Raw genomic sequence first — 14,370 nt, 5'->3', positions numbered from 1 at the left:
ACTATCTTAATACCTCCCATTTTATAATAAAAGTAAAGAGGGGAGTATTATGATAGATTTTATATTAGTCTTAGTTTTGGTAGCTGTTTTATTTATTGGATATAAACAAATGAGTTGTTTTGATGAGCTTATAGAAAGTATAGAATATCCAACGATGCTTATTATTTATGATGAAACGTATCAAATGGTAAAAAAATATGAAAATGATACAATCAAATGTATACCAAAACAAGAAATATATCACTTTGAACAAAGTTATCAATATGTCATTTTATGCTGTGAAGATGATTATTATAACTTATTAATGAATTATCGTATTCATAGAGATATGTTAGATGTCCAAGTTTATTCTTTAATTGGCAAACAAAAGTATGAAGAATTATATCAAGAAAATATTGAATTATTACAAACAACAGAAGACATAGAAAGGTTAATAAAACATTTATATGATCAAAAGAAGAACAAATGTTGAAATCATTGCATTAGGGTTTGCAATTGTTATTTTAGTTGGAACGTTTTTACTTTTGTTACCTGTTTCTAGTAATCATACGGATTTTTTAGATGCGCTTTTTACAGCGACAAGTGCCACTTGTGTAACAGGTTTAGTTGTTTATGATACGGCAACACATTGGACATTGTTTGGACAAATTGTAATTTTACTTTTAATTCAAATAGGTGGTTTAGGTTTTATTACGATTGGGGTTTTTCTAGCCACTTATCTCAAGAAAAAAATTAGTTTAAGACAGAGAGGTTTGATTGAAGAAAGTGTCAATTCTTTAAAGTTGGCAGGCGGGGTTAAACTTGTTAAACATATTATAAAAGGGACTTTTTTATTTGAAGGAATTGGAGCAATTATTTTAAGTCTTGTTTTTATAGAAGATTTTGGTTTATTAAAAGGAATTTATTTAGGAATCTTTCATGCGATATCTGCGTTTTGTAATGCAGGATTTGACTTACTTGGAACAATAGAACCATATGGATCATTAACACCCTATGCTTCTAATATAATTGTTAATATGACAATCATGGTATTAATTATGATAGGAGGCTTGGGATTTATTGTTTGGCAAGATATTTATGAAAAAGGACTCAAGTTTAAAAAATATCTTTTACAAACAAAAATCGTTTTACTAACAACAATCATTTTAATTGTTGTTGGAGCTGTATTATTTTATTTATTTGAATGTCAAAATTCACTTTCTTCATTGTCTCAAGAAGAAACAATTTTAGCTTCATTTTTTCAATCTGTAACTTGTCGTACAGCTGGATTTAATACAGTTGATGTTTCTCATTTAAAACCTTCAACAAGCTTATTAATGATGTTTTTAATGTTTGTTGGTGGTAGTCCTGGTTCAACGGCCGGAGGTATTAAAACAACGACCTTTGCGGTTTTGACTATTTTTGTATATGCTACAATGACCAATAAAAGTGAAGCTAATGCATTTAATCGTCGTTTTGATAGTAAAACAATAAAAAAAGCATGTTCTGTTTTTTTAATAAATTTTATATTTATTTTTATAAGTGCAATTGTACTTTTTGACACGCAACCACAACTTCCAATGCAAGATGTCTTTTTTGAAATCTTTTCAGCACTTGGAACAGTAGGAATTTCAACAGGAATTACAAGAAAACTGACAATGCTTTCTAAAATTGTGATTATTTTGTTAATGTATTGTGGTCGTGTAGGAAGTTTAACTTTAGCTTTAAGTCTTTCAAGAAAAAAGAAAATTTCAAATTGTAAAAATCCAGTAGAAAAAATAGCTATTGGATAGGAGGAGTTATGAAAACAGTATTAATTATAGGAATGGGACGTTTTGGTCACCATCTAGCAAGTAATATGATTTCACTTGGAAATGAAGTGATGATCGTAGATAAAGATGAATCTCGTTTAAAAGATCTAACAAAATTGATTTCGAATATTAAAATAGGAGACTGTACAAATGAAGATGTTTTACAAAGTTTTGGTGTCGCTAATTTTGATATTTGTTTTGTTTGTATTGGGACTAATTTCCAAAGTAGTTTGGAAATAACAAGTTTACTCAAAGAATTAGGAGCTAAGTATGTTATTTCTCAAGCGACAAGAGATATACATGCTAAATTTTTATTAAAAAATGGGGCGGATGAGGTTATTTATCCTAATCGAGATAGTGCTGAAAAACTAGCTGTGCGTGTAAGTAATGATAATCTGTATGATTATGTTGAATTGGATAATGAATATTCTATTTATGAAATTCCTGCATTACGTCAATGGTTAGGAAAAACAATTAAACAAATTAATATTCGAGCAGCTTTTCATATTTATATCATAGGAATAAAAAAAGATAATAAAACAGATTTTTTACCTTCGGTAGATTATGTTTTTAATGTAGAAGATCATCTTTTAGTCATAGGAAAGAAAAAAGATGTTGATATGATTCTAAAATGTATGTCATGATAATCTTGGTGATTTTATGAAAGAAAAATTAAGGTATTTAGTTTATTTTGGTATTATTATTTCGATTGAATTATTTTGTTCGCTTACTTTAAATTCAATGGGGATTGGAAAAGAAAATATTTTAATGGTATTTATTGTAGGGGTTTTATTAATTGCTACATTTACTAAAGGATATTTTTATGGTTTATTAGCATCTATTGTTAGTGTATTATGTTTTAATTTTTTGTATATTAATCCTAATTATGATTTTCATATTAGTGATCCTAATGATTTTATGCTTATTCTTTTCTTTTTGATGACTTCTGTTATTGCTTGTAGTTTAACGGATCGTTTTCAAAAACAAATTATTATTTCTAAAAAGAATGAAAGTATTTCTAAACAATTATATAGCTTATCAGAAAGATTATTGAATGTTTCAAGGATCGAATATATTTTATTAAAAGGAAATCAATATATTGAAGAAAGTATTCAAATAAAAACACATATTTCTTTAGAAGTAAAAGAAGAAAGCAAAAAGATAATTCCTATTATAGGAATGAATCGTGTTTTAGGAAGTATTGAAATATTAAGTCAACAAGATTTAAATGAAGATCAAATGATCATCATTAAAGCAGCTGCTAATCAATTAGGAAATGCTTTAGAAAGAGAACTTACTTATTTAGAACAAGAAAAAATAAAAGTAGCAATGGAAAGAGAACATATGCTTAATAGTATGTTAAGAAGTATTTCACATGATTTAAGAACACCACTTACAGGAATTGTTGGAGCAAGTCAGCTTATGATGAATCAAGAACATCTTACAAATGAGGATGTTTATTCACTTGCTAAAGACATACATGATCAAGCACATTGGCTTACTCAAATCGTTGAAAATATTTTAAACATGTCTAAAATAGAAAGTGGAAATTTAGTTTTACATAAAAACTTAGAAGTTGTAGATGATTTGATTTATGAAGCTATTCAACATTTACCTGAATTAGAAAAAAGAAATGTGGTTGTGGATGTACCTCAAGATTTATTATTTATTAATGTGGATGGTAAATTAATGGTCCAAGTATTTATTAATATTTTAAATAATGCAATCAAGTATACAAAAGAAAAAGATCAAATTACGATCCATGTAAAGAAATTGGAAGATGAAGTACAGTTTATGATTAAAGATACAGGTACAGGGATTTCTAAAAAGATATTAGATGATATTTTTGAAGAATTTGTTACAGATACTAATGTTTCCAATGATAGTCAAAAAGGAATAGGATTAGGTCTTGCTATTTGTAAAGCAATTATTCAAGCTCATGGTGGAAAAATTTGGGCAAAGAATGAAAAAGATGGAGCATGTTTTATATTTACTATTCCTAGCGATAAGGAGTTGAATGTATAATGAATGATTTAATCATGATTGTAGAGGATGACCCATATATTTCTCATTTTCTACAGATGTCTTTTGAACAAGAAGGATATCGTATTTTAATGACAACACAAGGACATGAAGCTTTGAGTCTTTTTTATAGTCATCAACCTGATATTGTTATTTTAGATTTAGGATTACCTGATATTGATGGACTTGAAGTAATTCAAGAAATTAGGAAAATATCATCAAAACCTATTATTGTTGTTTCTGCACGATTAGAAGAACAAGAAAAAATTAAAGCACTTGATTTAGGAGCAAATGATTATGTTGTAAAACCATTTTATATGGGAGAGCTTCTAGCTAGAATTAGAGTAGCTAAAAGATTATCTAAAAAAGAAGATGAAGAAATAAAGAAATATCAAAAGGATTATTTAGAGGTTGATTTTATTTCTAGAAAGGTATTAATAGACCAAGAAGAAATTCATTTAACACCGATTGAATTTAATCTTTTAAAGCTTTTAATTGAACATCGAGGTAAAGTATTAACACATAATTACATTCAAAAAGAAATCTGGGGTTATCAAGATCATTCTAATCAAAATGCTTTAAGAGTATTTATGGCTACACTTCGTCGAAAAATAGAAAAAGATACGAATCATCCGCATTTTATTGTGACAGAAGTAGGTGTTGGTTATTATTTTAAAGATTAACAAGGGAAACCTTGTTTTTTTTATTATGTTGACAATTATTTATCATAGTGATATATTTTTATCAAGATTTTTGTTGGGGACAAAAGTCGAAGTAAGGATGAAGGAGGAAAATTTATGGACAAGATGGCAGATGTTCTAGGCCGTGTGGGGGCATGGTGTGGACAAAACAAATATTTATCTGCAATTAAAAATGCATTTCAAAACTTTATGCCACTTACAATTGCGGGGGCTGTAGGCGTTTTATGGTGTAATGTTCTTGTAAATGCAGACACAGGACTTGGAATGTTTTTTAAACCAATTATGATTTTAGATTTTTTAAATCCAGCATTTCAAGCCATTAACTTTTGTACAATTAGTTGTATTACAGTAGGAATTACTTTAGGGATTGCTCAAGAAATAGGTGTTTGGAATATGACAGCTGAAAAAGCAGGATATATCCCAGGACTTGTAGGACTTGCAGCATGGTTATCAGTAACAAATACGTCACATGTAGTTAAAGGCGCTAAAGAAGCTTTTACGGGAATCGCGAGTAATGAACTTGGGGCAACAGGTTTATTTACAGGGATGATTATTGGAATCTTATCTGTTGAATTGTTTTGTTTCTTTGAAAAACAAGATGCTTTAAAAATTAAAATGCCAGATCAAGTACCACCTGGTGTTGCACGAGCATTTGAAGTTTTAATACCAGCAACACTTACACTTATTGTGACATCATGTATAGGGTCTGCTTGTTATCATTTAACAGGACTTTACTTAAACGATGTGATTAAAAATGGTATTCAAGGACCACTTGGCTCTATTGGTGCAACAATTCCAGGTGTTCTTGTCATCTATTTATTACTTGGGTTATTTTGGCTAGTAGGAATTCATGGTGCTAATATGTTAGCTGCTGTTAAAGAATCTTTATTTACACCTTTAGCACTTGAAAATGTAGAAGCTTTTAGTAAAGGTCAAACACCTAAAAATGTTATTAATATGTATTTTTTACAAATGTGTGGGGAATTCAGTGGTGCAGGAGCAACACTAGGACTTGTTGTTGCGATATTGATTTTCTCAAAACGTGATGATAATAAAGCAATTGCTTCTTTATCACTAGTACCAGGATTATTCAATATTAATGAAACAGTTATTTTTGGTATTCCACTTGTATTAAATCCAATTTTAGGTATTCCTTTTGTAATAACACCACTTATTAATATTGTAATCGGATATATACTTACTATTATTGGATTCTGTCCAGTAGCTTGTTTAACAGTTCCTTGGACAACACCACCAATTATCTTTGGTTTTCTAGCAACAGGAGCAAGTATTTTTGGTGCAATTACACAAGCTATCTTAATTGTGGTTTCTATTGTTATTTATACACCTTTTCTTATTTCTTATGAAAAGTATCAAAATAAACAAGCTGCAAATATTTAATGATAAAGTCATTTGACTTTATCTTTTTTTTCAATTTTTGAAAGTGCTCACATTTATTTTTTTTATTAATTAAGATGTATATGCATCTTGAAAGGAAAAAATAAAATGAATATCAAAAGAAAAAGAATATTAAAATTAATAGCAGGTTTTTTATGTTGTTTATGTTTAGGAGTGACTCTTGCCTGGAGTTTATTTGTGGTACCAATTGAAACGTTAAATGGATGGTCAAGAAGTCAAACATCATTCGCGTTTACGATCAATACTTTGTTTTTCTCTGTAGGTAGTATTCTTACAGGAATTTTGAGTAAAAAAATATCATTTTCTCATATTATCAAAATATCAGGAATATTAATTGGAATTGGTTTTTATTTAACAAGTATTTCTACAAATATTTATATGTTGTATGCATCTTATGGAATCATTGTAGGAATGGGATATAATTGTGTTATTTCAGCTTGTCCTTTATGGATGCCAGAAAAAACAGCAACAGGTTTATTATTAATGGGATATGCTTTATCGACTGCTGTTTTTGGACCAATGATTAGTTCAATATTGAAAATCATGGAATTGTAATTGCTTTTAGAATGGTTGCTATGGTTTGTGGATGCGGTTTATTTTTACTTGGATTTTATGTAGGTGATCCAAACTTGAAAGAAATAGATTTATTGCCTCAAAGAAATCGTCATGAAGGAAAACAAGATTATAATGTCATTACAGCTGATATGGTTAAAATGCCCATGTTTTGGATTTATTATCTTATCATTGTGATTCTTCCAGGAGTTGGTTTATGTATATTAAATCATAATGCTCCAATGATGACAGAAACAATCGGTATAAGTGCTGCTTTAGCAGCAACAGTTGTTTCTTTAGTATCATTTTGTAATGGTTTTGCAAGATTTATTTTTGGATTTTTCTTTGATAAATTAGGTGTTATTAAAAGTTTGATTCTTGTATCTTTAGGAACCCTTATGTCAACAATCTTTATTTTTATAGGATTATCTTCAAAAAATATAATCATCTATATTATTGGAGCAGCTTTATTATTAATTTCATATGGATGTAATGCAACTTCTATTCCATCTGTAATGAGAGAATTATTTGGACATCGTACATTTTCTCTTAATTATTCAATATTAAGTACACAAGCAATATGGGCAGCTTTTTTCCCTGTAATTATTGGTAGTGTTCAAAGTCATACAAATACATATGTTATGCCTTCTATGTTATTAATAATATTTTCGATAATAAGTATTATGATATTATTTATTTTTATGAAATTTTATCGTAATGAAATGAAAAAGAGAAATGCACTTCAAAAATAATATCTTATTTCTTTATTGTTTATTAGACAATTATTCGTTATATTATAATAGTAAAAAGAATGAGGAATAATTATGAGTGAACAAATACATAAAAGAAGAAAAAGATATAAAGGGACACACCCTAGAAATTTTGAAGATAAATATAAAGAATTAAATCCAGAAAAATATCCAGAAACGATTGAAAAAGTTATTTCTAAAGGAAGTACACCAGCAGGAATGCATATTTCTATTATGGTTGATGAGATTTTAGATTTTTTAGATATTCAACCAGGACAAGTTGGTTTAGATTGTACATTAGGTTATGGCGGTCATACTTCTAAAATGTTAGAAAAATTAGAAGGTCAAGGTCATGTTTATGGATTAGATATTGATTCAATTGAAATTGAAAAGACAACACAAAGATTAAGAAATAAAGGATTTGATGAAAATATTTTCACATCGATTTTAACAAATTTTAGAAATATTGATGAAGTAAGTGAAAAATATGGAAAGTTTGATTTTGTATTGGCTGATTTAGGTGTTTCATCTATGCAAATAGATAATCCTGAAAGAGGATTTTCTTATAAAAAAGAAGGACCATTAGATTTAAGATTAAATCCCAAAGCTGGAAGACCAGCTTCTGAAATCTTAAAAGAACTATCTAAAGAAGAACTTGAAAATATTTTAGTAGAAAATTCAGATGAACCTTATGCAGATATTCTAGCTAGAAATATTTATTCATTTATTCGTTCAGGAATGGAAGTAGAAACAACAGGTCAACTTTATAAAATTATTGATAAAACATTAAATTTTATAGAAGATAGAAATAGAAAAGATATTGTTAATAAAACAGCAGCTAGAGTTTTTCAAGCTTTAAGAATAGAAGTAAATCAAGAATTTGAAGTTTTATATGAATTTGTTGAAAAACTTCCTACTATCTTAAAACCAGGAGGAAAAGTAGCTATTTTAACTTTCCATTCAGGTGAAGATCGTATTGTTAAAAAGGCTTTTAAAGAAATGAAAAATAGTGGCGTTTATGAAGATGTATGTCGAAATGTAATTCGCCCTACTAAAGAAGAATGTCATCGAAATTCAAGAGCTAAATCAACAAAAATGCGTTGGGCAATTAAAGCTAAATAATAAAAGGAATAATGATTTTTGGTCATTATTCCTTTTTAATAAGCTCAAATATTTCTTGATAGAGAGGAAGAAGTTTTTTGTCTTTGTGCATGACAATATGATAAGTTCTTTGTATTTGAAAATCATTACTTTTTAAATAAGATACTTCATTTGCTTCTTTAACTAAAGAATAAGGAAGAATCGTAAAACCATCGTTTTGTTTAACAAGTTCAATTAAAGCATGTGGATTTGTACATTCAATAGTTGGCACAATACCTAAATCATGACTTATAAAATAACTATGAACAAGTTCATAAATAGAACTTCCTTTTTCACGTGAATAATAATCAAAATGCTCTAATTCTTTTAAATTTTTTGATTTTAATAAAGGATGCTTTTGATGAACAACAATAACAAGTTCATCTTGATAGAAAGCAATTTTTTTTAATTGATGAAGTGGTGTTGTTTCAATTAAAGCAAAATCAAGTTCATTTTTTAAAAGTAAATTTTCTATATATTCAAGATTATTAACAATAATATGAAAATGAATGGTTGGATATAGTTTCTTTAATTTCTTTAATAAATGAGGCAAAAAAACTTGTGCCATAGTAACACTACAACCAAAAGATATATTTTCTAAATGATCTTCATACATTTCATTCTCCATATTTTCAAGAGATGAAAGAATCTGTAAAGAATGATTATATAAAAGATGAGCTTTTTCTGTAGGATAAATTTGACGGTTCATACGATCAAATAAGGGTGTTTGATATTTTTTCTCTAATTCTTTAATAGCTAATGAAACAGAAGGTTGGCTAATGTGTAATTCTTTGGATGCTTTGGTAATACTTTGATTTTGATAAACACTCATAAAGATTTCTAGATGTCGAAATGTCATAATACCTCCTTATATAGGTAAATACCTATGTATAATATAATTATATAATATTTTACAGATGAATCAATGTGTATTAAGATGAAATAGGTGATAGAAATGAAGGAAAAAAGAAAATTATTAATGGAGTTGTTTACCTCAACACTTTATTTATCAGCATTTACTTTTGGTGGAGGTTATGTGATTGTTTCTTTATTAAAAGAAAGATTTGTGGATCAGCTCCATTATATTGATGAAAAAGAAATGTTGGATTTAGTAGCGATTGCACAAAGTGCTCCAGGAGCAATAGCTGTTAATGGAGCTATTGTTTTAGGATATAAAATGGCAGGCATTTTAGGGATTGTTGTTTGTGTGATAGGAACAATTATTCCTCCAATTGTGATCATTAGTGTGATAGCTTATTTTTATAAAATATTTATTACGAATAAAATTATAAGTGCGATGTTACTTGGAATGCGTGCAGGAATTGGAGCAATTATTGTAAGTGTTGTTTATGATATGGCTTTAAGTGTTATGGATGAACATCAGGGTAGAAATATTTTAATCATGATTGTCTCATTTGTTTTAAATTATTTCTTTAATATTAATATTATGTACATTATTTTAGGATGTATTTTACTTGCTATTATTGATTTAGTAATGAGGAGGGAAAAAGCATGATCTATTTACAATTATTTTGGGCCTTTTTTCAAATAGGTTTATTAAGCTTTGGTGGAGGATATGCAGCTTTACCACTTATTAGTCAACAAGTAATTTCTACATATCATTGGATCAGTCAAAATACATTTACAGATCTTATTACAATTTCTCAAATGACACCTGGCCCAATTGCAGTTAATTCTTCTACTTTCGTAGGACAATATGTTGCTCATTTACCAGGAGCATTGATTGCAACACTTGGATGTATTTTACCTTCATGTGTGATTGTTTCAATACTTGCTTATTTATATGTAAAATATAAAAATTTGGAAGTGATGAAAACAATCTTAGCTTATTTAAGACCAGCAGTTGTTTCGATGATTGCAATTAGTGGTATAAGTATTTTAATTTCTTCATTTTTTAAAGAATCTATTATTGGGATATCTTATTTAAGATATCATGCAATGATTGTTTTTGTTATTTGTTTAATATTGCTTAGAAAATATAAATTGAATCCTATTTTAGTCATGATTCTTGCAGGAATCAGTGAAGTGTTGATTCAAATGCTATAGGAGGAAAGAATATGTATATTTATTATCCAAGTTGTAATTTTGCTACAATGCATCTTCAAACAGCGAAAAAAGTAAAGGATTATTTTGAAAAACAAATGCCGATTGCAAAATGTTGTAGAATTGATAAAAGAGAATTTAAAAAGGATGATATTGGTTTATATGTTTGTCAAGCTTGTAGAAAACAAATAGAGAATCAAGTAAAGACCATGTCTGTTTGGGAATATTTTGATCAATTAGATAATTTTGATTTTCCTGATTATCATGGACAAAAAATGTATTTACAAGATTGTTTTCGTGATAGAAATCATCCTGAAGTACATCATGCTGTTAGAAGTCTTTTAAAGAAAATGAATATTGAAGTTATTGAAATAAAAAATAATAAAGAAAATTCTATTTTTTGTGGAACACTCCACTATGAAACAAAAGAATTAGACGATACACATTTATCACATTACCCTCAAGAAGTACAAGAAAAATATATGCGAGAATATGTGCAACAATTTGATAATAAGAAAATTATTTGTGTTTGTAATCGATGCTTAAAAGGAATTCTTTTAGGAAAAGGAAATGGTATTCATTTATTAGAATTATTATTTAATAAATAGATCTAATTAAAAACAGGCTTATTAAGGGAACCATATTCCCAAGCCTGCTTTTAGATGGAATTTTGATGAACATAATTTGTGATTTCACCAAGATTGATTTCTTTAAGCTTTTGTTTATATTGATTTTCAGCGGCATCTAAATGATTGATAATGATATCTTCGGTATGTTGTACATTTAATGCTGGATCAAAAACTTTATCTACTAAATGTGTTGTTTCAATAAATTTTTCTTTTCCTTCAATTGCTTCAAAAATATCTAAAAAAGAAATATCATTCATTTTTTTATTTAAAATAAAGCCACCTAATTTACTAGCCTTAGAAGTAATCAAACCAGCAACAACAAGCTGTCTTGTTACTTTTTTTAAATATGAATCAGAAACATCTAACATTTTACTTAATTCATGACTTTTAAGTGGTCCTTCGCTTGTGCCAATAAGTAATAAAATACAAATTGCTTGTTCAAAACTCTTTCTAATTCTCATTTGTAATCCCTTCCCTTTTTTTATTATACTTAATTTTTTATATTTTGTATGTAAGAATGTTGACTTTTGTATTGAAAAAATTATAATACTCTATAGATATTATATATCTATGGATGTAAAATATCTATAGAAGATAGAAAGAAGGATATTTATGATTAAGCAAGAGTGGAAAAACATTTTAAAAAACCATTGGATTCAAATCGTTTTAGTCGCTCTTATCCTTATTCCTAGTATTTACACTGTTGTCTTCCTTGGATCTATGTGGGATCCATATGGTAACAGTGGAGATCTTCCTGTCGCTGTTGTTAATAAAGATAAGGCAGTTGAATACAACGATAAGAAATTAGATGTTGGTGGTCAACTAGTCGATAAATTAAAAGACAACGATTCGTTAGATTTTCATTTTGTAAGTGCTAAAAAAGCAAATAAGGGACTAAAAGATGGTGACTATTATATGGTCATTACGATTCCAAGTAATTTTTCAAAGAATGCAACAACTTTGTTGGATAAAAATCCTAAAAAGATGATTTTAAATTATACAACAAATCCTGGTACAAACTATGTTGCATCAAAGATGGATGATTCAGCAATCGCTAAAATTAAAGCTGAAGTTTCATCATCAGTTACTAAGACATATGCGGAAACAATCTTTACTTCAATTGGAACAATGTCAGATGGATTTGCTGAGGCAAGTGATGGTACTCAACAATTATCTGATGGAATGAATCAATTAGAAGATGGTAACAAAACAATTAGTGATAATTTAAAAGTATTAGCAAGCAGTTCTTTAACATTTAAAGATGGAACAAATACTTTAACAAATGGTTTAAAAGATTATACTGATGGGGTTGTTACAGTAAATGATGGAGTTTATCAATTAAAAACTGGTATGAACTCTTTAGGTAGTGCAACTCCTGCATTAGCTAATGGAATTAGTCAATTAAATAGTGGTGCACAATCACTTAATACTGGAATTAATCAATATACAAGTGGTGTAAGCCAAGCTTTAGATGGTGCAAATCAATTAGTTGCTAATAATGATGCTATTACTGCTGGAGCTACAGCATTATCTGAAGGATTAACAAGTGTTAATTCCTCAGTAAGTACAACTTTATCAAAAGGTAGTTCAGATTTAGCAAGTGGAAGTGCTCAATTAGTAACAGGTACTTCAGCATTAAATAAAGGTGTTCAAACATTAGCTGGTAAATTATCTAGTGCAGCTACAGCTGGACAATCTCTTATTAATGGTAATAAAGCTGTTAATGCTCAATTGACTGCTTTAATGCAACAAAGTTTTGGTACAACAGACTTTAGTAAATTAAGTACTGCTCAATTCCAAGCATTGATGCAAAATGTTGATGCAAGTACTTTACAAACATTATTAGCTACTTATCAACAATTAGCGAATGGTGGAGAACAATTAGCTAGTTCGCTTTCATCAACTGAATCTACTCAACAAATTCAAGCATTAGTAAGTGGTGCTAATCAAGTAGATCAAGGAGCACAACATTTAAATACTGGTGTGCAACAATTAAATGCAGGAATTAATGGTGTAAGTGATGCAAATGGTAATGTTCAACAAGCAGGTTTAAAACAATATGTTTCTCAACTTGCTAGTGGTGCTCAAAACTTAAATGCTGGTGTACAATCTTACATGGGTGGTGTTACTACTTTACAAAGTGGTTTAACAACAATTACTACAAATAATACCGCTTTAACAAGTGGAGCTTCTGCTTTAGCACAAGGAACTTCTTCATTAAATAGTAATGTTCCTTCATTGACTGAAGGTATTAGAGCTCTAACAAGTGGTATTGATAGATTATCTGCAGGTACTTCAACATTAGTAAGCAATAATTCAACATTAATGAATGGTGCTAACCAATTATCTTCTGGTGCTGGTCAAATTAGTGATGGTGCTAGTCAATTAGCAGCTGGTTCTGATACTTTAGGTGATGGTATTAAAAGTGCTGCAGATGGTGTTACAACTTTAAATGATGCCTTAAAATCTGGTGCAGAAGAAAGTAAGATAGATTCAACAGATAAAACAACTGATATGGTTGCTACACCTGTTGAAACAAGTCATAAAGAAATTTCAAAAGTTGAAAATAATGGTCATGCAATGGCTCCATATATGATGTCAGTTGGTTTATATGTAACATGCTTAGCCTTTGCTTTAATGTATCCAATTAGACATGGTATTAAAAAAGCTGAAAATGCTTTAAAATATTGGGCAAGTAAAGCAACTGTTATGTATACAGTTTCTACATTAGCTGCAATTGCAATGGTAACAGCTTTAAGACTTATCAATGGTTTTGAACCTGTTAATTTAGGTTTAACTTATTTACTTGCAATTCTTGTATCGGCGGCATTCATGTCACTTGTCATGTTGTTAAGTTTAACAACTGGATTTATTGGAGACTTCTTATTACTTGTATTTATGATTATTAACTTAGGTGGTTCTGCTGGTACATATCCATTAGATACAGGTCCAGCTATCTACAAAGCTATTCATAAATTTGTTCCATATACTTATAGTGTAGATGGATTCAGAAAAACAATTAGTATGACTGCTCCATCTCTTTCAGTTGAATTTGCAGTCTTTGCAGGAATCTTAATTGTATGTTCAATTTTAACAATTGTTTATTTCAAATATAAAAATAAAGAAGATAAACATGTTATTCCTCAAATGTTTGAAGAAGTAAATTCAACAAAAGCTGAATAGAAGTCAAGAGTCCTTAAAAGGCAATGTCATTAAGTTAAGGTGGCATTGTACAAAAGACAGTTCTATTTATGTTAAGTTAAGGACAGACATATTTCTATGTTCTGTTCTTTTTGTTTTATCC

General features: G+C 28.8%; 15 protein-coding genes. 13 read left to right on the top strand and 2 right to left on the bottom strand.

What is annotated here, in order from left to right; all coding sequences use genetic code 11:
- Positions 1-49: 49 nt before the first annotated feature.
- The 9 genes from ACLVEP_RS02900 to rsmH all read left to right on the top strand — a co-directional run bounded on the left by ACLVEP_RS02900 (position 50) and on the right by rsmH (position 8,355).
- On the top strand, positions 50-472 hold the full coding sequence (locus tag ACLVEP_RS02900) for a hypothetical protein (RefSeq protein ID WP_412582712.1): 423 nt from the start codon (positions 50-52) through the stop codon (positions 470-472).
- Entirely contained in the window at positions 447-1,772 is a 1,326-nt protein-coding gene (locus ACLVEP_RS02895; protein ID WP_412582711.1) for a TrkH family potassium uptake protein, read from the top strand. Before ACLVEP_RS02900 ends, ACLVEP_RS02895 begins: the two co-directional genes overlap by 26 nt.
- Before the next feature lie 8 nt (positions 1,773-1,780).
- Complete coding sequence (locus ACLVEP_RS02890) at positions 1,781-2,434, top strand: potassium channel family protein (RefSeq protein ID WP_412582710.1); 654 nt, start codon at positions 1,781-1,783, stop codon at positions 2,432-2,434.
- 16 nt (positions 2,435-2,450) lie between these two features.
- On the top strand, positions 2,451-3,815 hold the full coding sequence (locus ACLVEP_RS02885) for an ATP-binding protein (protein WP_412582709.1): 1,365 nt from the start codon (positions 2,451-2,453) through the stop codon (positions 3,813-3,815).
- Positions 3,815-4,495 (top strand): response regulator transcription factor, encoded by a 681-nt coding sequence (locus ACLVEP_RS02880; RefSeq protein ID WP_318000356.1) that lies wholly within the window; start codon positions 3,815-3,817, stop codon positions 4,493-4,495. The genes ACLVEP_RS02885 and ACLVEP_RS02880 overlap by 1 nt, the downstream gene beginning before the upstream one ends.
- Before the next feature lie 114 nt (positions 4,496-4,609).
- Positions 4,610-5,914 (top strand): PTS sugar transporter subunit IIC, encoded by a 1,305-nt coding sequence (locus ACLVEP_RS02875; protein ID WP_412582707.1) that lies wholly within the window; start codon positions 4,610-4,612, stop codon positions 5,912-5,914.
- A 105-nt stretch (positions 5,915-6,019) separates the two neighbouring features.
- Positions 6,020-6,487, top strand: a complete 468-nt coding sequence (locus ACLVEP_RS02870; RefSeq protein WP_412582704.1) for an MFS transporter — start codon at positions 6,020-6,022, stop codon at positions 6,485-6,487.
- A gap of 11 nt (positions 6,488-6,498) precedes the next feature.
- Positions 6,499-7,236, top strand: coding sequence for an MFS transporter (locus tag ACLVEP_RS02865; protein ID WP_412582702.1), 738 nt, complete (start codon positions 6,499-6,501; stop codon positions 7,234-7,236).
- 72 nt (positions 7,237-7,308) lie between these two features.
- Entirely contained in the window at positions 7,309-8,355 is a 1,047-nt protein-coding gene (gene rsmH / locus ACLVEP_RS02860; protein ID WP_412582701.1) for a 16S rRNA (cytosine(1402)-N(4))-methyltransferase RsmH, read from the top strand.
- A 25-nt stretch (positions 8,356-8,380) separates the two neighbouring features.
- Here rsmH and ACLVEP_RS02855 read toward each other — a convergent pair whose 3' ends face one another.
- The gene (locus ACLVEP_RS02855) at positions 8,381-9,232 is read right to left on the bottom strand and encodes a LysR family transcriptional regulator (RefSeq protein ID WP_412582699.1); all 852 of its coding nucleotides are present in this window, start codon (positions 9,230-9,232) and stop codon (positions 8,381-8,383) included.
- A 96-nt stretch (positions 9,233-9,328) separates the two neighbouring features.
- On the opposite strand from ACLVEP_RS02855, the gene ACLVEP_RS02850 reads away from it, so the two are divergent.
- Genes ACLVEP_RS02850 through ACLVEP_RS02840 form a run of 3 tightly spaced genes read left to right on the top strand, consistent with a single transcriptional unit; the run spans position 9,329 to position 11,045 of the window.
- Positions 9,329-9,889, top strand: coding sequence for a chromate transporter (locus ACLVEP_RS02850; protein WP_412582697.1), 561 nt, complete (start codon positions 9,329-9,331; stop codon positions 9,887-9,889).
- The gene (locus ACLVEP_RS02845; protein WP_412582696.1) at positions 9,886-10,440 is read left to right on the top strand and encodes a chromate transporter; all 555 of its coding nucleotides are present in this window, start codon (positions 9,886-9,888) and stop codon (positions 10,438-10,440) included. Before ACLVEP_RS02850 ends, ACLVEP_RS02845 begins: the two co-directional genes overlap by 4 nt.
- Positions 10,441-10,451: 11 nt before the next feature.
- Complete coding sequence (locus ACLVEP_RS02840; RefSeq protein ID WP_412582694.1) at positions 10,452-11,045, top strand: hypothetical protein; 594 nt, start codon at positions 10,452-10,454, stop codon at positions 11,043-11,045.
- Positions 11,046-11,095: 50 nt separating this feature from the next.
- On the opposite strand, the gene ACLVEP_RS02835 is transcribed toward ACLVEP_RS02840, so the two are convergent.
- On the bottom strand, positions 11,096-11,527 hold the full coding sequence (locus ACLVEP_RS02835) for an Rrf2 family transcriptional regulator (RefSeq protein ID WP_119363833.1): 432 nt from the start codon (positions 11,525-11,527) through the stop codon (positions 11,096-11,098).
- 151 nt (positions 11,528-11,678) lie between these two features.
- Between ACLVEP_RS02835 and ACLVEP_RS02830 the strand changes: the two genes are divergently transcribed.
- Complete coding sequence (locus ACLVEP_RS02830) at positions 11,679-14,249, top strand: YhgE/Pip family protein (RefSeq protein WP_412582692.1); 2,571 nt, start codon at positions 11,679-11,681, stop codon at positions 14,247-14,249.
- Positions 14,250-14,370 lie beyond the last annotated feature (121 nt).

Source organism: Faecalibacillus sp., from assembly GCF_047023275.1.
Classification (GTDB): domain Bacteria; phylum Bacillota_I; class Bacilli_A; order Erysipelotrichales; family Coprobacillaceae; genus Faecalibacillus.
Note: the sequence above shows the minus strand (reverse complement) of the source record. Positions and strands in the feature narration are given on the sequence as shown.